This is a genomic window from Pseudomonas benzopyrenica (assembly GCF_036884265.1).
Classification (GTDB): Bacteria; Pseudomonadota; Gammaproteobacteria; order Pseudomonadales; family Pseudomonadaceae; genus Chryseomonas; species Chryseomonas benzopyrenica.
Genome location: NZ_CP145723.1, coordinates 3029357 through 3051152, shown reverse-complemented (window position 1 = coordinate 3051152; position 21796 = coordinate 3029357). Strand labels below are relative to the sequence as shown.

17 protein-coding genes are annotated in these 21796 nt (G+C 68.6%); 13 read left to right on the top strand and 4 right to left on the bottom strand.

Annotated elements, in window-relative coordinates:
* The first annotated feature begins 18 nt into the window (after positions 1-18).
* A complete protein-coding gene (gene mazG, locus V6W80_RS14360; protein WP_338544613.1) occupies positions 19-864 on the top strand; it encodes a nucleoside triphosphate pyrophosphohydrolase in 846 nt (281 codons plus the stop codon).
* Between the two features lie 421 nt (positions 865-1285).
* Here the strand turns inward: mazG and V6W80_RS14355 are convergent, their stop codons facing one another.
* A complete protein-coding gene (locus V6W80_RS14355) occupies positions 1286-1600 on the bottom strand; it encodes an EscU/YscU/HrcU family type III secretion system export apparatus switch protein (RefSeq protein ID WP_295460947.1) in 315 nt (104 codons plus the stop codon).
* Positions 1597-3171 (bottom strand): flagellar hook-length control protein FliK, encoded by a 1575-nt coding sequence (locus V6W80_RS14350; protein WP_338544612.1) that lies wholly within the window; start codon positions 3169-3171, stop codon positions 1597-1599. The genes V6W80_RS14355 and V6W80_RS14350 overlap by 4 nt, the downstream gene beginning before the upstream one ends.
* Positions 3172-3278: 107 nt before the next feature.
* Between V6W80_RS14350 and ccmA the strand changes: the two genes are divergently transcribed.
* The 10 genes from ccmA to V6W80_RS14300 are packed head-to-tail and all read left to right on the top strand — an operon-like array spanning position 3279 to position 10987.
* Positions 3279-3884 (top strand): cytochrome c biogenesis heme-transporting ATPase CcmA, encoded by a 606-nt coding sequence (ccmA, locus tag V6W80_RS14345; RefSeq protein ID WP_064308937.1) that lies wholly within the window; start codon positions 3279-3281, stop codon positions 3882-3884.
* Complete coding sequence (gene ccmB / locus V6W80_RS14340; protein WP_231354887.1) at positions 3881-4552, top strand: heme exporter protein CcmB; 672 nt, start codon at positions 3881-3883, stop codon at positions 4550-4552. Before ccmA ends, ccmB begins: the two co-directional genes overlap by 4 nt.
* Before the next feature lie 10 nt (positions 4553-4562).
* Complete coding sequence (locus V6W80_RS14335) at positions 4563-5309, top strand: heme ABC transporter permease (RefSeq protein ID WP_338544611.1); 747 nt, start codon at positions 4563-4565, stop codon at positions 5307-5309.
* Entirely contained in the window at positions 5306-5482 is a 177-nt protein-coding gene (gene ccmD / locus V6W80_RS14330) for a heme exporter protein CcmD (RefSeq protein ID WP_338544610.1), read from the top strand. The genes V6W80_RS14335 and ccmD overlap by 4 nt, the downstream gene beginning before the upstream one ends.
* Positions 5479-5934, top strand: coding sequence for a cytochrome c maturation protein CcmE (ccmE, locus tag V6W80_RS14325; protein WP_338544609.1), 456 nt, complete (start codon positions 5479-5481; stop codon positions 5932-5934). Before ccmD ends, ccmE begins: the two co-directional genes overlap by 4 nt.
* Positions 5931-7892: a heme lyase CcmF/NrfE family subunit gene (locus V6W80_RS14320; protein WP_338544608.1), complete on the top strand. Its 1962-nt coding sequence runs from the start codon at positions 5931-5933 to the stop codon at positions 7890-7892. The genes ccmE and V6W80_RS14320 overlap by 4 nt, the downstream gene beginning before the upstream one ends.
* A complete protein-coding gene (locus V6W80_RS14315) occupies positions 7892-8425 on the top strand; it encodes a DsbE family thiol:disulfide interchange protein (protein ID WP_338544607.1) in 534 nt (177 codons plus the stop codon). Before V6W80_RS14320 ends, V6W80_RS14315 begins: the two co-directional genes overlap by 1 nt.
* Positions 8422-8871 (top strand): cytochrome c-type biogenesis protein, encoded by a 450-nt coding sequence (locus V6W80_RS14310; RefSeq protein ID WP_017642237.1) that lies wholly within the window; start codon positions 8422-8424, stop codon positions 8869-8871. Before V6W80_RS14315 ends, V6W80_RS14310 begins: the two co-directional genes overlap by 4 nt.
* Complete coding sequence (ccmI, locus tag V6W80_RS14305; RefSeq protein ID WP_338544605.1) at positions 8871-10055, top strand: c-type cytochrome biogenesis protein CcmI; 1185 nt, start codon at positions 8871-8873, stop codon at positions 10053-10055. Before V6W80_RS14310 ends, ccmI begins: the two co-directional genes overlap by 1 nt.
* Positions 10052-10987, top strand: coding sequence for a hypothetical protein (locus V6W80_RS14300; RefSeq protein WP_160924506.1), 936 nt, complete (start codon positions 10052-10054; stop codon positions 10985-10987). The genes ccmI and V6W80_RS14300 overlap by 4 nt, the downstream gene beginning before the upstream one ends.
* Here the strand turns inward: V6W80_RS14300 and V6W80_RS14295 are convergent.
* Entirely contained in the window at positions 10913-13018 is a 2106-nt protein-coding gene (locus tag V6W80_RS14295) for an NAD(P)-binding protein (protein WP_338544604.1), read from the bottom strand. The two genes, V6W80_RS14300 and V6W80_RS14295, sit on opposite strands and share 75 nt — an antisense overlap.
* Positions 13019-13223: 205 nt before the next feature.
* Here V6W80_RS14295 and V6W80_RS14290 point away from each other — a divergent pair, with 205 nt between their 5' ends.
* Positions 13224-19793, top strand: a complete 6570-nt coding sequence (locus V6W80_RS14290; protein WP_338544603.1) for a response regulator — start codon at positions 13224-13226, stop codon at positions 19791-19793.
* A 6-nt stretch (positions 19794-19799) separates the two neighbouring features.
* Complete coding sequence (locus V6W80_RS14285) at positions 19800-20714, top strand: diguanylate cyclase domain-containing protein (protein WP_338544602.1); 915 nt, start codon at positions 19800-19802, stop codon at positions 20712-20714.
* An 18-nt stretch (positions 20715-20732) separates the two neighbouring features.
* On the opposite strand, the gene V6W80_RS14280 is transcribed toward V6W80_RS14285, so the two are convergent.
* Positions 20733-21761, bottom strand: coding sequence for a GGDEF domain-containing response regulator (locus tag V6W80_RS14280; RefSeq protein ID WP_017642242.1), 1029 nt, complete (start codon positions 21759-21761; stop codon positions 20733-20735).
* Positions 21762-21796 lie beyond the last annotated feature (35 nt).

Here is a 21796-nt window from a genome sequence, read left to right as displayed (position 1 = left end):
CAGCGATAGGATTCACTCATGTACCAGCTCGACGACCTGCTGCACCTCATGGCCCGGTTGCGCGATCCCCGGCACGGCTGCCCCTGGGATTTGCGCCAGGACTACGCCAGCATTGTGCCCCACACCCTGGAAGAGGCCTACGAGGTCGCCGACGCCATCGCCAAGCGGGATTTTCCCCAGCTGCGCGACGAGTTGGGCGATCTGCTGTTCCAGGTCGTCTACTACAGCCAGTTGGGGCGTGAGGATGGCCATTTCGACTTTGCCCAGGTGGTGGACGGCATCACCCGCAAGCTGGTGCGGCGTCATCCCCATGTCTTTCCCGATGGCGACCTGCATGGCCCCCTGGACTTGCCACGGCTGGACGAGGCGACCATCAAGCGGCGCTGGGAAGAGATCAAGGCCGAGGAGCGTGCGGAGAAGGCCGCGGTGCCCGAGCAGCTGTCGCTGCTGGACGACGTTCCGGCCGCGCTGCCGGCTCTGAGTCGGGCGGCCAAGCTGCAGAAGCGCGCCGCCAATGTCGGCTTTGACTGGGCCGATGCCACGCCGGTGGTGGCCAAGATCCAGGAGGAACTGGATGAGGTGCGCGAGGCCATGGCCAACGGCCAGGCCACCCAGGTGGCGGAAGAGGTGGGCGATCTGCTATTCGTCATGGTCAATCTGGCGAGGCACCTGCAGGTCGATGCGGAAGACGCCCTGCGCCAGGCTAACGCCAAGTTCGAGCGACGCTTCCGCTATATAGAAGAGGCGCTGAAAGCCCAGGGGCGCACGCCGCAGGAAGCCAGCCTGGAGGAGATGGACGCGTTCTGGGACGCCGCCAAGGTGGATGAGAAGGGCGTCGTCGGGCATTCGTTACGGCGGGGGTAGGCCAGAATCTGCCTGGCTGGATTGCTTGATCGTGGCCATGGCGGTCCGCCGATGTGGGCGCTCTTGCAAGCGCATCATTCCCCGTAGGAGCGGCCCATGGCCGCGATAAAACGATTCGTAGTGTCGTCGCGTGGAAAGCCGCGCAGCGTTTTCGCTGGGAGTGACTGCCGGGGGCACCCTCACCCCAACCCTCTCCCGGAGGGAGAGGGGGCTGTCCGAGTGGGCGTTCATCTCCATCAGCCGCGGCAAGATCGCGATCAGCCGTAGCGTGGAAAACCGCATAGCGTTTTCCACGGGCAGGCCGTCTCGAAGGGTGGATAAGGCTGCGCCGTTATCCAGGCTACACGGCAGATCGCGGCCATGGGCCGCTCCTACAGGCCAGGCCGCATCGGCGGACCGCCATGACCGTGAGGACCGATTCCTACGGCATCCTTTCCCAACCCGGCGACAGATCCGGTTGGTCGGCCAGATGCGCTGGGCACTTGCCCTTGAGGTGCCAGGCGAAGGCGATGATTTCCGCCAGGGTGCGATAGAGCGCCTCGGGGATTTCCGCGCCCAGCTCCAGGCGTGCCAGGATGCGCACCAGGTCGGCGTTCTCGTAGATGGGCACCTCATGCTCGCGGGCCGTGGCCAGGATGAGTTCGGCCAGTTCGGCGTCGCCCTTGGCAGACAGGATGGGTGCACTGCTGCCGTCATAGGACAACGCGATGGCCTGGCGGGGGGCGGACGTGCTCATGCGGTATCGTCGATCCAACGTTGTTCGAGAGAGGTGCGCGGATGGCGCGCAGGGCGGCCCTGGCGGCTGCTGAGGTCGCCGACCACGAAGCCGGCGGCCAGCAGGCGGTCGCGCAGATGGGGCAATTCGGTATCGATCAGCGTCGCGGTGGCGCCTTTTTCCGCCCAGAACTCGCTCGACAGCCGGCCGCTGGCCAGCTGTGCCCTGACCTGCAGCGGGCCGAGCGGTGCCAGGTCGAAGGCCAGTTCCACCTTCCACAGGCTGTCGCGGGCTTCGCCGCGGGTATCCGGCGGCGGTCGTTCCTCCTGGAAGCGTACCTGCACCGCACCGAGGCGCTCGCCATCGCGCCAGGGAATCTCGGTCTGCCAGGTGGAGAGGTAGTAGCCGTCCGGCAGGACCTGGGTCTGGGCCAGGCTGGCGAGCTGGTGGGTCTGCAGGCGGGCGATGACGCCGGTGGCCAGTTGCAGCAATTCGTCGAGTTCGGCGTTGGCGGCGCTGAGGCCGCGACCGTCGCGTTCGCCCAGGGGAAAGTCCAGGGCGGTGGGTTGGCGACTGGCAGTGGCGGCGCCGCCCAGGGCCCGGCGCAGGGCGTCGGGGAGATTCTGCTGGGCGGCCTGGGCCGCGACCTGGGGATTGCGCAGGGCATCGCCCGGTACGCTGGCCAGCAGTCGATCCACCAGGCGCAGCAGGTTGGCCTTGAAGTCTTCCTGGAGATCGGGACCGCCGCGCTCCAGCAGTTGCTGCTCCAGTTGCAGGCCGCTACGGGCCAGGGCGCGGGTCCAGCCCTGGGCCGTGGTAAGCGCCTCGGTGTGCTCCAGATTGGCCAGCAGCGCCTTGAGCGCGGCGCCCACCGAGGGCGGCAGGTCTGCTTCGGGAACGTCCTCCAGCCATTGCAGCAGGGCGTTCATCGACAGCTGGCGTTGGCCCTGGCCCTGCAGCTGGCGGTCGATGTCGAGCTGGTCGAGGCGCTGCGCCATGGGCAGCACCGTGACCTCCTGGCGGTCCTTGATCACCACGGTCAGCAGGCTGCCCACCGGTACCGGACGGGGCGATTCCAGCTTGAGCTGGCGGCCTTCGAGGTTGGAGCTCAGGGCCTTGGCGATCACCTCGTAGGTGGGTGCTGCGCCGGGCTGCTGTTGCAGCAGGCTGCTCAGCACCCGTAACTGCAGGGTGGTCCCCACCGGCAGCTGGCGCAGGTCCAGTTGCTGCAGCGGTGGTGGCGGGGCGTCGCCTTCCAGGCTCTGCAGCAGCACCGCCAGCTGGGTGGAACCCAGGGTGCTCACCAGCAGCTGGCTGCCCACCGGCAGGTTATTGGTCGGACTCTGGGTGGTGAGCAGGACGCTGCCGCCCTGGGCCAGCTGCAGCTGCAGCAGGAACTGGAAATTCTGGCCGGCTGGCCGGGTGGCGAGCACCTCGGCGGTGGCCGTGCTGCCGGGCGGTATCAGGTCATCGAGGGATTGCAGGGCCTGCAGGATCTGCGCGCCGGCATCCGACGCCTGCGCCGCCGCGGCCCGGACGGGCAGGGCGGGCGTGACGCCGACGCTGGGTGGGATCGCGGAGATGGGGGGCATCGGGCAGGTCCGGTGGAATCGCCTGTGTATAATGGTGCGCCTTCAAGGGCGTGTGCCGGGTTAACGGCCAGCGCCCGACCGACTTTAGTGCCGTGAGATCGCCTGTCTTGAATCAGCCCCTGCTCGACGCCGTCGCGCTCCGTTGCGAACGGGGCGGTCGCCTGCTGTTCGACGACCTGAGCCTAGGCCTGGCGGCAGGCGAGTCGCTGCAGATCGGTGGCGTCAACGGCAGCGGCAAGACCAGCCTGCTGCGCATCCTGGCGGGACTGTTGCCGGCGGATGCGGGCGAGGTGCGCCGACCCGCGGCGGCGGAACTGCTCTGGCTGGGTCATGCACCCGGGATCGCCGAGGGGCTGACCGCGCTGGAAAATCTCTACAGCCTGGCCAATCTCTGGCGCCCGACCACGCCGGCCGCCTGCCTGGCTGCCCTCGCGGCGCTGGGTCTGGCCGACTGGGCGGATGAGCCCTGCAGGCAGCTCTCGGCCGGTCAGCGCCGCCGCGTCGCCCTGGCCCGTCTCCACCTGCCCGCGCCGCCGCGACTCTGGTTGCTGGACGAACCCTTCACCGCCCTCGACGCCGCCAGCTGCACCCAGCTGGAAGAGCGCTTGCGCGCGCATTGCGCCGCGGGTGGCGCCCTGGTGCTGACCAGTCATCGCGAGCTGGAGGTCCTGCCCGAGGGGCATCGCCTGCTCTGGCTGGACGGTGGCCGATGAGCGGCGCCTGGCTGGCCATCCTCGGGCGCGAAGGGCGCCTGGCCTGTCGCCGTCCGGCGCTGTGGCTCACGCCCCTGGCCTTCCATGCCCTGGTGGTGACCCTGTTTCCCCTGGCGCTGGGTCCCGATAGCCAGCAGCTGGCCGCCCTGGCGCCGGGACTGCTGTGGATCGCCTTGCTGCTGGCCTTGCTGCTGGGCCAGGAGGCCTTGTTTCGCAGCGAATGGCAGGACGGCTCCCTGGAACTCTGGCTGCTGGCGCCCCAGCCCTTGCCGCTGCTGGTACTGCTCAAGCTGCTGGTGCACTGGTGCTTCGCCGGCCTTGGCCTGGTGGCCCTGACGCCGCTGCTGGCGCTGATGCTGGGGCTGCCCGCCGCGGCCCTGCCGGCGACCCTGGCGGCCCTGACCCTGGGCAGTCTGGCCCTCACGCTGATCGGCGCCATCGGCGCGGCCCTGACCGTGGGCCTGGCTCGTGGCGGGCTGCTGCTGGCGCTGCTCAACCTGCCGCTGCAGATCCCGGTGCTGATCCTGGGCGCCAGCACCCTGGACGCGGCGCGCCTGGGTCTGCCGGTGACCGGCTTGCTGCTCTGGCTGGGCTGCCTGACCCTGCTGGCCCTGACCCTGGCGCCCCTGGCGGTCGCCGCCGGCTTGCGCATCGGCGCGGCCCAATGACGAGGACGACATGAACTGGACCTGGCTGCACCGCCTGGGCTCTCCCGCCATCTTCTATCGCCTGGCCGGTCGGCTGCAGCGGCCCTGCCTGGCGCTGGCCGGACTGCTGCTGGCCGTCGGTCTGGTGTGGGGGCTGTTCCTGGCGCCGCCGGACTACCAGCAGGGCGACAGCTTTCGCATCCTCTATGTGCATGTGCCGGCCGCCTTTCTGGCGCAGTCCTGCTATCTGCTGCTGGCGGTCGCCGGAGCCGTCGGCCTGGTCTGGCGCCTCAAGCTGGCCGACGTGGCCCTGCGCGCGGCCGCGCCGATCGGCGCCTGGATGACGGTGATCGCCCTGGCTACCGGGTCGCTGTGGGGCATTCCCACCTGGGGCACCTGGTGGATCTGGGACGCCCGGCTCACCTCGATGCTGGTGCTGCTGTTTCTCTATCTGGGCGTGATCGCCCTGGGGCAGGCCATCGACCATCGCGAGAGCGCCGCCCGGGCCTGCGCCATCCTGGCGCTGGTGGGCTCGGTCAATCTGCCGATCATCAAGTATTCGGTGGAGTGGTGGAGCACCCTGCATCAGCCGGCCACCTTCAGCCTGGTGGAGCGCCCGCCGATGCCACCGGCCATGTGGCTGCCGCTGCTGGTGATGGTGCTGGCGTTCTATCTGTTCTTTGCCGGCGTGTTGCTGCAGCGCATGCGCCTGGAGGTGCTCAGGCGCGAATGGCGCAGTCGCTGGGTGCGCCTGGAGTTGGGCGAGGAGGGCGCGTGAGCGGCGTGGACTGGGCGCAAACTTTTGGCATGGGGCGTCATGGCCTCTATGTCTGGCCGGCCTTCGGCCTGACCCTGGTCATCCTCGGCGGCCTGCTGCTGCACGGCTGGCGGGCGCGTCGCCGGCTGCAGCGGGATCTGCGCCAGCGCTGGCTACGGGAGCGGCGGCCATGAATCCGCTTCGTCGTCGCCGGCTGCTGTGGATCCTGCTGCTGTTGCTGGGGGTGGGGGGCGCAGTGACGCTGGCCCTCAGCGCCCTGCAGCAGAACATCAACCTCTTCTATACCCCGAGCCAGATCGCCCAGGGTGAGGCACCGCGGGACACCCGCATCCGTGCCGGCGGCATGGTGGAGCAGGGCAGCCTGGTGCGCGCCGCGGATTCCCTCGCGGTGAGCTTCGTCATCACCGACTTCCAGCGCGAGGTGCGGGTGAGCTATGCCGGCATCCTGCCGGATCTGTTCCGCGAAGGTCAGGGCGTGGTGGCCCTGGGCCGACTCGACGACCAAGGCCGCCTGGTGGCCGACCAGATCCTCGCCAAGCACGACGAGAAATACATGCCGCCCGAAGTGAGCCAGGCACTGCGCCAGGCCGGGCGGCCACTGGACGACGCGAGGCCGGCGCCATGATCCCGGAACTGGGGCAACTCTGTCTGCTGCTGGCGCTGGCCATGGCCCTGGTGCAGGGCACCTTGCCGCTGCTGGGCGCCTGGCGCGGTCAGGTCGACTGGATGCGGCTGGCGCGCCCGGCCGCCTTTGGCCAGGGGCTGTTCCTGGCGCTGGCCTTTGCGGCCCTGATCTGGGCCTTTCTCCAGGACGACTTCTCGGTGGCCTATGTGGCGGCCAACTCCAACAGTCGCCTGCCCTGGTACTACAAGGTCAGCGCCACCTGGGGCGCCCACGAGGGCTCACTGCTGCTCTGGGCGCTGATCCTGGCGGGCTGGAGCCTGGCGGTGGCCGTCTGCTCGCGCCAGTTGCCCCAGGCCCTGCTGGCGCGGGTGCTGGGTATCCTCGGACTGGTGGCCACGGGGTTCCTGACCTTCCTGGTAGCCACCTCCAACCCCTTCGCGCGCCTGCTGCCGCAATTTCCGCGGGAGGGCAACGATCTCAATCCGCTGTTGCAGGACCCGGGTCTCATCCTGCATCCGCCCCTGCTCTACATGGGTTATGTGGGCTTTTCGGTGGCCTTCGCCTTCGCCGTGGCAGCGCTGCTGGAAGGTCGGCTGGACGCTGCCTGGGCGCGCTGGGCCAGGCCCTGGACGCTGCTGGCCTGGGCCTTTCTCAGCTGCGGCATCGTGTTGGGCTCCTGGTGGGCCTATTACGAACTGGGCTGGGGAGGCTGGTGGTTCTGGGATCCGGTGGAAAACGCCTCCTTCATGCCCTGGCTGGTAGGGACGGCGCTCCTGCATTCCCTGGCGGTGACCGAGAAGCGCGGCCTGTTCAAGGGCTGGACGGTGCTCCTGGCCATCGCTGCCTTTTCCCTTAGCCTGCTGGGGACCTTTCTGGTGCGCTCGGGGGTGCTGACCTCGGTCCATGCCTTCGCCAGCGATCCCACTCGCGGCGTCTTCATCCTGGCCTTCCTGCTGCTGGTGGTCGGCGGCTCCCTGGCGCTGTTCGCCTGGCGCGCACCGGCGCTCGGCGGCTCGGCGTCCTTTGGCCTGGCCTCCCGTGAGGCCTTGCTGTTGATCAACAACCTGATCCTGGTGACCGCCGCTGCCATGGTGCTGCTCGGCACCCTCTATCCGCTGATCATCGACAGCCTGACGGGTGCCAAGCTGTCGGTGGGGCCGCCCTATTTCGACCTGCTGTTCGTGCCGCTGATGGCGCTGCTGATGCTGGCGCTGGGCGTCGGGGTGCTGGTGCGCTGGAAAAGCAGCCCGGGGCGCTGGATGGCCCGCCTGCTGGCGCCCATCCTGCTGGCTTGCGCCGTGCTCGCCGGACTCGCCGGTTGGTGGCTGGACCAGCCCAGGGCGGGAATCCTGGCGGTGCTGGCGCTGGCGGCCTGGATCCTGCTGACCGCGCTACGCGATGTGCTGGGCAAGGTGCTGGCGCTGGGCTGGCGCCGTGGCCTGCGCAGCCAGCCGCGCAGCTACTGGGGCATGCACCTGGCGCACCTGGGCCTGGCGGTGCTGGCCCTGGGCGTGGTGCTGGCCAGCCAGCTGGATGTGCAACGCGATCTGCGCCTGGCGCCGGGCGAGCATGTCGAGCTGCAGGGCTATCGCTTCGGCTTCGCCGGCACCCAGCATTACCAAGGGCCGAACTTCACCGCCGAGCGTGCGCTGCTGCAGGTCGAGCGTGAGGGGCGGGTGATCGCCCTGCTGACCCCGGAGAAGCGCCGCTATCTGGCCAGTGGCGCGGTCATGACCGAAGCGGCCATCGATGCCGGCCTGACCCGCGATCTCTATGTGGCCCTCGGCGAGCCGCTGGGGCAGGGCGCCTGGGCCGTGCGCCTGCAGATCAAGCCCTTCGTCCGGCTGATCTGGCTCGGCGGCCTGCTCACCGCCTTGGGTGGCCTGCTGGCCCTGGCCGATCCGCGCTATCGCCGTCGGCGCTCGTCTTCCCCTGTCGCTGCCACGGAGTCCGCCTGATGCGCCGTCGCCTGTTGCTCTGCCTGCCACTGTTGGCCTTTCTGGTGCTGGCCGGCTTGCTCTTTCGCGGGCTCCATCGCGATCCCCAGGCGCTGCCTTCGGCGCTGGTCGGCCAGCCCTTTCCGGCGTTTTCCTTGCCGGGCGTGCAGGACGCGCGGCTGTTCACCCGGCAGGATCTGCTCGGCCGCCCGGCGCTGGTCAATGTCTGGGGCACCTGGTGCGTGGCCTGCCGGGAAGAGCATCCGGTGCTCACTCGACTCAAGGCCGAGGGCGTGGTGATCCATGGCATCAACTACAAGGACGATCAGGTCAGCGCCCGCCGCTGGCTGGCGGAATTCCACGATCCCTACCAGCTCGATATACGTGACGACGAAGGCCGGCTGGGGCTGGACCTGGGTGTCTATGGCGCGCCGGAGACCTTTCTCATCGATGCCCGCGGTGTGGTGCGCTATCGCCATGTCGGGGTGGTCGATCAGCGCGTCTGGGACGCAGACCTCGGGCCGCGCTACCGAGCCCTGGTGGCGACGCCATGAGGGTCGGCTGGCTGCTCCTGTTGCTGGTCTGGTCGACCCTGAGCCAGGCGGCCATCGACCCCTATGGCTTTCGCGACGACGCCGAACGCGCGCGCTTCCAGGCGCTGACCCGCGAACTGCGCTGTCCCAAGTGCCAGAACCAGGACCTGGCCGATTCCAATGCGCCCATCGCCGGCGATCTGCGTCGCGAGATCCAGCGCCTGATGGCGGCCGGGCGGAGCGATGAGGAGATCATCGCCCACTTGGAGCAGCGCTACGGCGAATTCATCCGCTACCGGCCGCCCTTCGAGGGCCGCACCCTGCTGCTCTGGCTGCTGCCGGGCTTGGCACTGCTGGCTGGGGCCGGGCTGTTGTTGGTCCTGACGCGGCGCCGCCGCCCGGAGCAGACGCTGAGTGACGCCGAACGCCAGCGACTGGCGCAGCTGCAGGCGGAGGAGGAGCCGTGATGCCGACCTTCTGGGGGCTGGCGGGATTGCTGCTGATCCTGGCGGTGCTGATCCTGCTGGTGCCGCTGCTGCGCGGTGGACGTGTCATGGCGGATCAGCGGGCGGTGCTCAATCGTACCCTCTATCAGGGACGCCTGGCCGATGCCCGGGCGCGGGCCGCACGGGGGGAGCTGGACATCCAGGCCCTGGCGCTGGCCGAAGCCGAGGCGGGCCGCAGCCTGCTCGCCGACAGTCCTGCCGAGGGTTCTTCGCCGCTGCGCCAGGGCCGGCGCCTGGGTGTCGCGGTCGCCCTGGGCGGCCCGGTCCTGGCCCTGGGGCTCTATCTGCTGCTTGGCGCCTGGCCGGCGCTGCAGCTGAGCCAGCGCCTCGCTACGCCGCCAGCGTCGCCCCAGGCGCTGCTGGCCGATCTGGAAGCGGCGACGCGCCTGCAACCCCAGGCGGCCGACAACTGGTATCTGCTGGCGCGTGCCTATGCCGGCCTGGGCCACTACCAGGCGGCGGTAGCGGCCTTCGAACAGGTCATCTCGCGTGATGGCCGGCGCGCGGAGGTCCTCGGCCAACTGGCCCAGGCCCGTTTCTTCGCCGCGGGCCGCACGCTGGATGCCCGCACCCAGGCGCTGGCCGACGAAGCCCTGGCCGCCAATCCCGGCGAGCCCACCACCCTGGGACTGCTGGGCATGGCCGCCTACGAGCGGGGCGCCTACGCCGATGCGGCAGGCTACTGGCAGCGCCTGGTCGCCGTGCTGCCGCCGGCCGATCCCCTGCGCGGCACCCTGGCCGAAGGGGTCGCCCGGGCGGAGCGCGCGGCGCGGGCCGCCGGTCAGGTGCCGACCACGCCGGGGCTGGAGGTGGAGGTCAGTCTGGCGCCCGCGGTGGCGCAGCGGGTGCGGCCCGAGGACAGTGTCTTCGTGCTGGCGCTGGCGGTGGATCAGCCCGGCCCGCCGCTGGCGGTACGGCGGCTGCGGGTCGCCGATCTGCCCCGCCGGGTGCGGCTGGATGACGGCGACGCCATGCTGCCCCAACGCAAACTGTCCGACTATCGCCAGGTGCGACCGGTGGTGGTCATCGCCCGCAGCGGTGATCCGCTCAAGGGGGACTGGCGTCTGGAGGGGCGTCCGCTGGAACGCTCTTCTAGTGCGTTCAGCCTATTGCGCGTGGAAGCCGACGATGCCATTACGCCATGATCGCGCAGGATGTCGACAATCAGAGCAAGGACGCCATGTATACCTACGAAGACGCCGTCGCCGCGACCACCGAACTCTGTAGCCAGATCGAGAATCTGCCCGCCAGGCGGCGGGCGGTCCGTGAAGATTTCTACAGGAGCTTCGGCGACGCCGATAACGATGGTCTGAGTTATGGCGACTCGGAACTGGCCTTTCTCGACTGGGAAATCCAGGCTGGCGTCCTGGATCCGGTGACGGGCAGCGCCTGGTGGCGCAACGTCAATCTGCACTTCATCTACCTGTCCGAGTTGGCGGGCTGCCTGGCGACTCACCAGCTGCCAGGCGACCAGGCGCCCTATCCGACGCGCTGCTGGTTGACCTTTATCGCCGATCCCACGCCGCGCCATTGGTACCGGGCGCACAATGCCTCCATCCTGGCCGGTTTCGCCCTGCATCAGGAGGACGCCCGCGCGGAAAACGCGGTGGGTCAGCTGTTTCTCAACATCACCCTGTATCGGCTGATGTTCGCCCAGGCGCTGGTGGAGGAGGCGACACTGTTCGCCGAGCTGGGCGCGCTGCTGGCCGATCCGCGTGGCTTCTCGGTCAAGTTGCTGGTCAGCCTGGCTGACTTCTATCCGCCGCACTATCCCCTCACCGAGGCCGATCGCGAGGTGATCGAAGGACATGGCCTGGGCATCGAGGAGCTGGGCGTGCGTCTCATGGATGGCTGGATTCGCCTGGAATTGCGCAAGCTGTACCGGGAGGCCGCCGAGTGGAATCAGGCCCCCGAGCTGTTGAACTACCTGGATGGCGACCAACCCGCCTATCCGCCCGCCGTGGACCGCTGCGCTGTCTACGCGACGGCCCAGGCGGTGGCGTCACTGGAAGGCGTCCTCGCCGGGCAGGATCTCGCGGTGGCCGAGGACGGCACGAGCGGTCTGCAGGCCGGATAGGGTCGCCGATTCCACGCAGCCCATGTTGAAGCCGTTGTGGATCCAGTCACCGGTCAGATAGAGGTTGCGGCAGACGCTGCCGTCGGTCGCCAGGCGATAGCGACTGCTGCCGGCCACGCTCTGCACATAGCGTTCGCTGGGGTCGACGTTGGCGCGCCAGTATTGATAGTCGAAGCGCGCCACGCCGCTGACCGTGGCGGGAGCCAGCAGGTATTCCCAGTGATAGCCCTGGTCGGTCCCGGCGTCCGGCCAGTAGTCGCGCAGGTTGCCGTTCATGAAGTCGATGAAGGCCTGGTGCACCCGGGCCGCCTGGCGCGCGGGATAGTCGTTCTGCGTGCCGATGGGCGGCGCGGCGTCGGCAGCGAAGACGCCGCAGAAGTAGCTGATGTCCTGGGGCGGGGTGCCGCTCGACCAGTCTTCGCGCGCCACCAGATAGCTGACGTCGGCCCAGGAATCCATCGCCTGGGCGGCGAAGCCGAGCAGTTCCGGCGCCTGGCCGCCTTGGGGCGAGCCGGTCCAGCCCAGTTGCCAGACGTCGCGATCCTGCCAGAGCTGCACCGCCTGGGTAGCCACGGTAGCGACGGCCCGGGTCATCTGGACGAAGGCCGGATCCAGGGCGCAGAGGCTGGGGGAGAGAGCGGCCAGACCGGCGACGGAAATACCCAGGATCACCTCGTCGAAGTCGCGGTCGACCTGCAGTTCCAGTTGTTCAACGCCCGACCAGCCGCTCCAGTTGGACTCCAGATTGATGTGCTGCTCCTGCAACCGCTGGGCGACGTCGTCGGAGATCTGCGCGTACAGCGGCGCCGAAGGCCAGCAGGGCAGGCCCTTGACGTCCACCAGGGGCTGGTAGGGCTCCTGCTTGAGCGATACCTGGCGCTGGATCTGCAGGCGGGTCACCCGCGGTCCCTGGCCCTCGTCGGCGGCCTCGATACCGGTCACCTGATGGAAGAACTTGAAGTTCACGCCTCGCTTGGCCAGCACCTCGTAGTAGGGCGCGAAGACCACGTCGCCCATGCCTGCCTGCATGCGCCAGATGAAGGAGCCCTTCGACGTGGTCAGGGCCAGCAGCGCCGCCCGCAGCACGGTGCCGGCCTCGACATCGGGTTGGGCGAGATCGCCGTCGCGATAGGCGAAGATGCCGCCATGCAGCGACTTGAGCACGGCGCCGTCCAGGGTCGCGGCGCTAGCGCCATGGCGGCTCAGCCAGGCCTGGAAGGTTTCCGCGTTGAGCATCTCGAAGCCCTTGGAATAGACCTCGTCGGCGAGCATGCCGATAAGTACCGTCAGGCCGAAATCCATCAGCAGCCACAACCGGTGAGCGCCGACCTGGGTCTGGCTGCGTTCGTGCAGGATCTCGCCTAGGAGGCTGCGTGCCTTGCGCAGGAGCCACAGCAGCAACGGATGATCGACGCCGTCGGGCAATTCCGTGCGTGCGCGCTGCAGGTGCCGCTCGGCTTCGTCCAGGGCCAGCTCCTGCAATTCCTCGCGGCAGTGCGCACGCAGGCGGGCGAACAGGCCGGTCGGCGCGGCGGTCGGCGGGGTATCGTCCACCTCGCCCAGGCGCAGCAGCCACTCCAGCAGATCGCCGAGGGCGCCCATGAACGGCTTGGGGTTCCAGCCTTCGCCGGGCTTGCCGGGCAGGGCCAGGGTGTCGATGGGCCAGGTGGTCCATTGATCTTGGAAGTCGTCGGCGAAGGCGGTATGGGAATGCGGGAAGAAGGCCTGGTCGAGGGTCGCCAGGGGCGCGCCGGCAGGGCGGTCCAGCTCCTCGTAACACTGCCTCAGGCTATGGAAGGCGTTGTAGTAGAAGCCGAACCAGACATGGATGCCGTGTTCCTCGATGCGCTGGTGGTCTTCGGCGTTGCGCCCGCTGGCGCCCTTGCCGCCGAGTCGCCAGCCCTGCTGGTAGAGGGTGAGCTGATAGCGTTCCTGCCAGTTGGGCTCGCTCGTAATACGAAAGGCGGCGGTGACGGCGGACACGCCGCCACCCAAAATAGCGATCTTGCGGACAGAAGGGAGAGCTTCCATGCCTATTGCTCCGAAGTGTGCAAATTGTTGCACCAGTGGACGAATGCCAAGTGATGGCTAAGGTAATATCACTTTATCGAAAAGTTCCCTTGGGACTTTAGCAAGGCAACGGAAATAGTTGAGGTGCTGACCCGGTGTGCCCGGTTGGCCGAGGATCGAGGCGAGCGCGGTGTTGAGGATTCCAGGCTATAGCTGCAAGACGCAGGTGAGCGAAAGTCGCCATGCCCTGATCTACCGCGGCACGCGCCTGGCCGATGGTCAGCCGGTGATCCTCAAGCAGCTGGCCGCCGACTATCCGACGCCCCAGGCCCAGGCCGGGTTGCGCCACGAATTCGAGCTGACCCGGCGCGCCAGCGCCAGCGGCGCGGTGAGCGCGGCCCTGGAACTGCTGGAATTCCAGGGCCGCCAGGTGCTGGTACTCGAAGACATCGGCGGTACCGACCTGGCCGAGCTGCTCGCCGCCGGGCCGCTAGCGCTGGACGACTTCTTCGACTGGGCGCTGGCCATCGTCCGCGCCCTGGCCCGGCTGCACCGGCTGCGCATCGCCCACAACGACCTCAATCCGCGCAACATCGTCTGCAACTGCACCACGGGCAGTCTGCGCCTGACCGATCTGGGCATCGCCACCGTCTTTGGTGGCGTCAAGGGCGGCGACGCCCGCCTGGAGGGCTCGCTGACCTATCTGGCGCCGGAGCAGAGCGGCCGGACCGGGCGTCACCAGGACTATCGCAGCGACTTCTATGCCCTGGGCGTGACCTTCTACGAGATGCTCGCGGGCGAGCCGCCGTTTCGCGCCCAGGACCCCCTGGAACTGGTGCACGCGCACCTGGCGATGCGCGCGCCCTCGCTGGTCGAGCGGGTGCCGACGGTACCGCCCATGCTGGCGGCGCTGGTGGACAAGCTCATGGCCAAGGCCGCCGAAGAGCGCTATCAGGGCTGCTTCGGCATCCTGCGCGATCTGCAGCGCTGCCAGGCGGCCCATCAGGCCGGTGAACGCAGCCCCTTCGCCCTGGGCGAGCAGGATCCGCCCGCGCGACTGGTACCGGTACGCACCCTACAGGGCCGCGGAGCCCCCCTGCGGCTGCTGGAAGAGGCGCTGGCGCGGGCGACCCTGGGCCGGATCGAAGCCGTCTTCGTCAGCGGCCCTTCTGGGGTGGGCAAGTCGGCGCTGGTGCAGGCCTTCGTCCGCCGCCAGGGCGAGCGGGTGCTGCTCGCCCATGGCAAGTTCGAGACCCTTGGCAGCGGCGTGCCCTATGGCGCCCTGCGCCAGGCGCTGCGCGAACTGGTGGAAATCGGCCAGACCCTGGGGGAGCCCTTCGCCGCTCGCCTGGTCGAGGCCCTGGGCGGCAACGCCGGGGTGCTGACCGAAGTGTCCCCGGAGCTGGCCGCCTGGCTCGGTCCCCAGCCGCCAGTGGCCGAATTGCCGCCGCAGCAGGCCGAGCAGCGCTTCGACGAAGCCGTGATCGCGCTGCTGCTGGCCTTTGCCGCGGATACCCGTCCGCTGCTGCTGTGGCTGGACGATCTGCAATGGGCCGACAGTGCGTCGCTGCGACTGATCGAGCGCCTGCTGGCCCGGGCCGACCAGGGTCCGTTGCTGCTGGTGGCGACCCTGCGGGAAGAGCAACTGTCCGGCAGCGGCCTGGAGCGGCTGCTGGGCGCGGCCCTGATCCGCACCCTGTCGCTGGGTCCCCTGTCGCGGGTGGAGATCGAGCGGCTGATCGCCGAACTGCTGCCGGCGCCGGCCGCGGACCAGGCGGCCCTGGCCGGGCTCTGTCTGGACAAGACCCTCGGCAATCCCTTCTTCATCGAACAGCTGCTGCGCAGTCTGCAACAGGAAGGCCTGCTGGAATTCGACGGCGAGACCGGCCAGTGGCATTGGGAGCTGGCCCGGCTCCAGGCACTGGACGTCTACGACAACGTCGTCGATTTCATGGTCGGCAAGCTCAAGGACCTGCCGACCGCCACCTCGCAGTTGCTGCAATGGGCAGCCTGCCTGGGCACTCATTTCTCCAGCGACCGCCTCGCCGCGCTGATGGCGGAATCCCCGGCGGATATCCGCCGACTCTGCCAGGCGCTGGTACAGGAGGGGCTGCTCACCGAACCCGAAGGCGGCCAGGTGGGCGAGCACACGCCCACGCACTACAGCTTCCTGCACGATCAGGTGCGCCATGCCGCCCACTCGTTGCTGGCGCCTGCCGAGCGCGAGCGGGTCCACCTGCGCGCCGGTCAGCTGTACCTCGCCGAAGGCAGCACCGCGCGGCTGGACGCGGTCAGTCACCTCAATCTGGCCCTGGCGCTGATCGAGACGGCCGCCGAGCGGCTGCAGCTGCTGGAGCTCAATCTGGACGCCGCGCGCAAGGCGCGCCAGGCCAACGCCTATCCGGCCGCCCAGGCCTTTTTGCGCACGGCGGTCGCCCTGATCGACGCCGGCGCCTGGGAGGCCCGCCATGTGCTGCTGTTCCAGCTGCATCGGGAATGGGCCGAGGTCGCGCACCTTTGTGGCGATGCCAACGAAGCCCTGCGCATCTGCGAACTGCTGCTGCCACGCGCCCGTACCACCTTCGAAGAAGCCGGGGTCCGCGCCCTGCAGATCGACCTCTACAGCGGCCTCGGGCGTTTCACCGAAGCCCTGGCCGTGGCCAAGGCCGGCATCCAGGTGCTGGGCGAGCCCTGGCCAGAGGCACCGGACGATATCAATCAGGCCATCGGCAGCGACAGCGCCGAGGTCGAGGCCTGGCTCGCCGAGCGCCATCCCGTGGCGCTGCTCGACCTGCCGCGCATGGAAGACCCGCGTGCCCAGTTGCTGATCCGCCTGTTGGGCCTGCTCTGGGGCCCGGCGATCAACGTCGACCTGCCCATGAGCCTGCTGGCGGTCATGCGTATCGTCAAGCTGTCGATCCGGTACGGCAATGGCGATCTCTCGCCCTTCGGCTACGCCAACTACGGCTCGTTGCTGTCAGCCTTCCATGGCCGCTACGAACTGGGTTACCAGGTCGGGCGGCTGGCCGTCGACCTGGTGGATCGCACCGGCAATCTGCCGCTCAAGTGCAAGGTCTACACCATGTTCGCGGTGACCAACAGTCCCTGGTCGACCCCCATCGCGGACAATGTCGCCCTGCTGCGCGAGGCCCTGGCGGCCGGTCAGCGTACCGGCGACGTCATCTTCACCGCCTACAGCGCCTTCCACATTCTCAAGCACCTGCAGCACGCCGGCGCGCCGCTCGACGACATCCTGGGGGAAACCGCGGAGATCGAGCGGATCCTGTTGGGGGTCGGCGATCCCAATACCCTGGAGATCTTCACCATCCTGCGCCAGTCGCTGCGCCTGCTGCAGGGCCTCACCCCGGGTCAGGCGACCTGGGACGAGGAGGGCCAGGACGAAGCGGCGTTGGTGCGGCAGATGCAGGACAGCGGTCATGTCCTCTGTCTGAACTACTACGACTTCAACAAGATGCAGGCGGCGCTGCTGTTTCGCCGACTGCCCCAGGCACGGCAGCACGCCGAGGCCATGGAGGCTTCGCTGGCGGCGAGCTTTGGCTGGTTCAGCATCGCCGAGCACGCCTTCTACCAGGCGTTGATCCTGCTCGCCGAGGGCGAACTGGCGGGCGAGGCGCTGGCCAAGATCGAGGCCGCCCAGGAGCGGTTGAGCGGCTGGGCGGCGCACTGCCCGGAAAATTTCGCCCACAAGCGCGATCTGGTGGCGGCCGAGCGGGCGCGCCGCGAGGGCCGCGTCGAGGCCGCCATGGACCTCTACGAGCAGGCCCTGGAATCCGCGCGGCTGCATGGCTTCCGCCAGGGCGCGGCGCTGGTCGAGGAACTCTATGGGCGGTTCTGGCTGGAACAACAGCGTCCGCGGATCGCCCGGACCTACCTGCAGGATGCCCAGCGCAGCTATCTGCACTGGGGCGCCGTGGCCAAGGCCCAGGCGCTGGAAAACGAATTCCCGCATTGGCTGCGCGCCGCCGAGACCAATGCCCTGACCGTGCAGCGCACCCAGGGCCAATCCACCAGCGAGATGATGCGGCTGGACTGGCTGTCGGTGCTCAAGTCGCTGCAGACCATCTCCAACGAACTGGCGCTGGACCAGCTGCTGGCGCGGATGATGCGCATCATCCTGGAGGAGGGCGGTGCCCAGCACGGTTTGCTGCTGTTGCCCGAAGGCGGTCGCTGGCTGGTGCAGGCCTCGGTCTGCAGCGGCGCGGCCGAGCCTCAGGTATTGCAGAGCCTGCCGCTGTCCCTGAACGAACAGGAGTCCGGCGAAAGCCTGGTGCCCCTGACCCTGGTGTCCCAGGTGATCCGGCAGCGCGAACCGGTGATTCTCGATGACGCCGCCCGCGCCGGCCGCTTCGTCCGCGACGCCTATATCCGCGCGCGCCGGCCGCGTTCGGTCTGCTGCCTGCCGATCCTGCGCCAGGGTCGCCTGATCGGCATCCTCTATCTGGAAAACAACCTGCTGGCCCAGGCCTTCACCCCGGGTCGCCTGCAGGTGCTGGGGATCCTGGCCACCCAGGCGGCGATCTCCCTGGAGCACGCGCAGATCTACGAGACCCTGGAGCAGCGCGTCGGCGAACGCACCCGTGAGCTGGACCAGGCGCGCATTCGCGCCGAGGAGGCGGCGGCGGCCAAGTCGCTGTTCCTGGCGACCATGAGCCACGAGATCCGCACCCCGCTCAACGCGGTGATCGGCCTCAGTCGCCTGACCCTGGGCACGCGGCTGTCCAGCGAACAGCGTGGTCACGTCGGCAAGATCCTCGACTCCGGCGAGACCCTGCTGGGCGTGATCAATGACGTCCTCGACTATTCGCGCAACGAGGCCGGCGGTACCCAACTCGAACAGCTGGGCTTCAACCTGGCCAAGGTGCTCGAACGTACCCTCAACCTCTGTGCGCTCAAGGCCCACGAGAAGGGCGTAGAGCTGGTGCTGGATTGCGGTCCGGACATTCCCCTGGCGCTGGAAGGCGATCCGCTGCGCCTGCAGCAGGTGTTGGTCAATCTGCTGAGCAATGCGGTCAAGTTCACCGAGCGAGGCCATGTGCTGGTTCGCGTCGGCGCCGTCTGCGAAGCCGGTCGCGCCCATTTCAGCCTGGCGGTGGAAGACACCGGCATCGGTCTGACCGAAGCCCAGCAGGCGCAACTCTTCCAACCCTTCACCCAGGCGGATGGCTCCATCAGCCGCCGCTATGGCGGTACCGGCCTGGGCCTGGCGATCTCCCGCCAGCTCACCGAGCTCATGGGTGGCACCCTGGAGGTCCACAGCGAAGCCGGGCGGGGCTCCTGTTTCACCCTGCGCCTGACCCTGCCGGTGGTGGGCGAGCCCGAGCGGCCGCTCAGCCAGACCTCCCGGCAGGTCCTGCTGGTGGACGACCACGGCCTGGCCCGGCGGACCCTGGGGCAGCGCCTGCGCGAACTGGGCATGCAGGTGGTGGAAGCGGAATCCACCCAGCAGGCCCTGGCGGCCATGGCCACGTCGGTCTTCGAGCTGGCCATCGTCGACTGGCGCCTGGGCGCCGAAGACGGTCTGGCCTTGGCGCGTCAGCTGCGGGCCCGGCAGCCGGAGCTGGCGTTGACCCTGCTGGCCTCGCCCTATGAGGCGGAAGAGGTGCGTAGCCTGGGCGAAGACCTGGGCGGCCTGGAACTCCTCGACAAGCCCGTCACCGGTCCCGCGGTACAGCGGTTGCTGGCCGGTCTGGGATTGGCGCCGGTCGCCGCCCCGACGGTGGGCCAGAGCGTGGTGGATCTGCAGGGCATTCGCCTGCTGCTGGTGGACGACAACGCCATCAATCGCCAGGTGGTCATCGGCTTCCTGCAGGGCAGCGGCATCCTCATCGAGGTGGCTGAAGACGGCCAGGCCGCGCTGGACCAGCTGGAACGGCAGCGCTATGACCTGGTGCTGATGGACGTCCATATGCCGCGCCTGGACGGCCTGTCGGCCACCCGCGAATTGCGCACCCGCCCGGCGCTGGCCGGGCTGCCGGTCATCGCCATGACCGCCAACGGCCTGCCGGGCGATCGGGAGCGCTGCCTGGAGGCCGGCATGAACGATCACCTGGTGAAGCCGCTCGATCCCGCCGAGCTGTTTCGCATCATCGCCGCCTGGGCCAACCTCGAACAGCTGCAGCGCGCCGAGCGCAAGGCGGTGGAGGAGGTGGTCGAGATCAAGGAGGCCGGCGTGCTGGCGCGTGCCCGTGCCAGTGCGGCGCTCGAACCCGAGTCGGCGTTGCGCCTGCTGCGTGGCAGCGCCGAACTCTATGAGCAATTGATGCGGGATTTCCGCGTGCAACAGGCCGAACTGCCGGGGCGGATCGCTGCCTGGCGGGCAGCGGACGATGTCACCGCGTTGTTCGAGTGCGCCCATGGCCTGCAGGCCACCGCCGCCTATGTCGGTGCCATCGCCCTGCAGGAAGCAGCGCAACGCCTGACCAACCGGATCCGCCTCGCCCAGCCCATCGGCGAGGACGTGCGCCGCCTGCACGCCGAAGCCGAGCGCTGCCTGGCGTCCCTCGACGAGATCCTGGTCGAGGTCGCGGGTGACGAGGAAGCCACCGTCGAGGAACTGGAGGCCCTGCTCGAACGCCTGGTCGGACTGCTGCAGACGTCGGACTTCGCCGCCGAGGAACTGCTCGACCTCTTGCTGCGCGCCTGCGTGAGCACCCCCCACAGCGCCGATCTGGTGCGCATCCGTGAGTGGGTCAATGACGTCGAGTTCGAGCATGCCGCCGATGCCACCGCGGATCTGCTGCGGCGGGTGAGGCAGGCCGGACAACGGTCGGGATAACTGCCCATGGAGGGGCGTCGTCCCGACCTGCCATTGATCCTCATCGTCGACGATCAGAAGAGCAACCTGCGTGTCCTCGGCGACCTGCTGCGCGATGAGGCGCGCATCATGCTGGCCAAGAGCGGGGTCCAGGCCCTGACCAAGGCCGCCCGCGAACACCCCGATCTGATCCTGCTGGACGTGGTGATGCCCGGCATCGACGGCCTGCAGCTGATCCAGCTGTTCAAGCGCCGCGCCGAGACCAGCGCCATCCCGGTGATCTTCATCACCGCGGCCAACGACCTGCATCGCGAGGTGGAGTGTTTCGAACTGGGCGCCAGCGACTTCATCCAGAAACCCTTCAATCCGCTGGCGGTGCTGGCGCGGGTGCGGCTGCACCTGCAACTGGCCCGCCAGCGGCGGCTGCTCGAACAGCTGGCGCACATGGATCCGCTGACCGCCGTGGGCAATCGCCGCCGCTTCGACGAGCAGCTGACCATCGAGTGGCAGCTGGCGGTCAGCCGGCGCGGCGCCCTGGCCATCGCCATGCTCGATATCGACTATTTCAAGCAGTACAACGATACCCATGGCCATGGCGCCGGGGATCAGGCCCTGGCGCGGGTCGCCCAGGTGCTGGAGCGGCGCATCCGCGAGCGCGATTGCCTGGCGCGCTACGGCGGCGAGGAATTCGTGCTCTTGCTACCCGGCGCCTCGCGCACGGCCGCGGAAGCGGTGCTGGAACGCTGTCGGCAGGGCATCGCCGAACTGCGCATCGCCCATCCGCTGGCCGAGGATCGCCTCTGGTTGACCATGAGCATGGGCCTGGCCTGCTGCAATCCGACCCCCGAGCAGACCCCGAACGGTCTACTCAAGGCCGCCGACGACCTGCTCTATCAGGCCAAGGCAGAGGGGCGTGATCGCCTGGTCAGTCGCAGCTTCTAGGTCGGTGCCGCCGCGTCCCTAGGCTGGAAGGTCCTTGCCGCTGCCCTCGACCAGATGCACCCGGTTGCGGCCTTCGGCCTTGGCCTGGTACAGCGCCTGGTCGGTGCGTTCGATAAAGGCTTCATGATCGTCGCCGCTTTGCGGCTGGATGCTGCCGACGCCAATGGAGATGGTGACGAAGCCCAGGTCGCTGCCGGAGTGGGCGACCTGTAGCCGCTCGACCCCTGCGCGACAGCCTTCGGCGACCTTGCGCGCGCCTTCGGCATCGGTTTCCGGCAATACCATGGCGAATTCTTCGCCACCGTAGCGGGCCACCAGGTCGGCCGGGCGCTTGAGCTGTTCGGTGAGCACCGCCGCCACCTTCTTCAGGCAGAGATCGCCGCTGAGATGACCATAGGTGTCGTTGTAGCGCTTGAAGTGGTCGACGTCGCACAGCAGCAGGGCGAGCGGCTGGCGATTGCGCCGGGCACGCAGCCATTCGCCTTCGTAGGTCTGGTCGAAATGACGCCGGTTGTTGATGCCGGTGAGGCTGTCGATGGCCACCAGCTTCTGCAGCTGGATATTGGCCTCGGCGAGCTGGCGCTGGCTCTCGCGCAGGAAGCGAAAGGCTTCGTCGCGCTGGGCGCGCAGGACATGGGCCTCGGAGTGGTAGCGCACCCGCGCCAACAGCTCCAGCTTGTCGGGCAGCTTGACCAGATAGTCGTTGGCGCCGGTGGCGAAACTCTGCGCCTTGACCTGGGGATCTTCCTTGGAGGAAAGCACCACGATGGGCACGTCGCGCAGCCCCGGCTCGGCACGGAACCGTCGGACCGTTTCCAGGCCGTCGATCTCGGGCATGATCAGGTCCTGCAAGACCACCGTGGGCTTGAGTTGCAGGGCCATGTTGACCGCCTGGTGGGCATCCAGGCAGTAATGCAGCTCGATATCGGGCTGATCCGCGATCATCCGCCGCAGGGCTTCGATGATGATCAACTGATCGTCTACCAGCAGCAGGCGTACCTTGGGTGCGGTCAGGCTGTCCAGAGTGCTGCCCTCATTCGTGGCCATTACTGCGAGTCCTTGTGCGGGCGGGGTCAGGCATC

Coding starts and splice junctions, on each gene's coding strand:
- mazG (WP_338544613.1), top strand. CDS start 19: ATGTACCAGCTCGACGACCTGCTGCACCTCATGGCCCGGTTGCGCGAT.
- V6W80_RS14355 (WP_295460947.1), bottom strand. CDS start 1,600: ATGAGCACGTCCGCCCCCCGCCAGGCCATCGCGTTGTCCTATGACGGC.
- V6W80_RS14350 (WP_338544612.1), bottom strand. CDS start 3,171: ATGCCCCCCATCTCCGCGATCCCACCCAGCGTCGGCGTCACGCCCGCC.
- ccmB (WP_231354887.1), top strand. CDS start 3,881: ATGAGCGGCGCCTGGCTGGCCATCCTCGGGCGCGAAGGGCGCCTGGCC.
- V6W80_RS14335 (WP_338544611.1), top strand. CDS start 4,563: ATGAACTGGACCTGGCTGCACCGCCTGGGCTCTCCCGCCATCTTCTAT.
- ccmE (WP_338544609.1), top strand. CDS start 5,479: ATGAATCCGCTTCGTCGTCGCCGGCTGCTGTGGATCCTGCTGCTGTTG.
- V6W80_RS14320 (WP_338544608.1), top strand. CDS start 5,931: ATGATCCCGGAACTGGGGCAACTCTGTCTGCTGCTGGCGCTGGCCATG.
- V6W80_RS14315 (WP_338544607.1), top strand. CDS start 7,892: ATGCGCCGTCGCCTGTTGCTCTGCCTGCCACTGTTGGCCTTTCTGGTG.
- V6W80_RS14310 (WP_017642237.1), top strand. CDS start 8,422: ATGAGGGTCGGCTGGCTGCTCCTGTTGCTGGTCTGGTCGACCCTGAGC.
- ccmI (WP_338544605.1), top strand. CDS start 8,871: ATGCCGACCTTCTGGGGGCTGGCGGGATTGCTGCTGATCCTGGCGGTG.
- V6W80_RS14300 (WP_160924506.1), top strand. CDS start 10,052: ATGATCGCGCAGGATGTCGACAATCAGAGCAAGGACGCCATGTATACC.
- V6W80_RS14295 (WP_338544604.1), bottom strand. CDS start 13,018: ATGGAAGCTCTCCCTTCTGTCCGCAAGATCGCTATTTTGGGTGGCGGC.
- V6W80_RS14285 (WP_338544602.1), top strand. CDS start 19,800: ATGGAGGGGCGTCGTCCCGACCTGCCATTGATCCTCATCGTCGACGAT.
- V6W80_RS14280 (WP_017642242.1), bottom strand. CDS start 21,761: ATGGCCACGAATGAGGGCAGCACTCTGGACAGCCTGACCGCACCCAAG.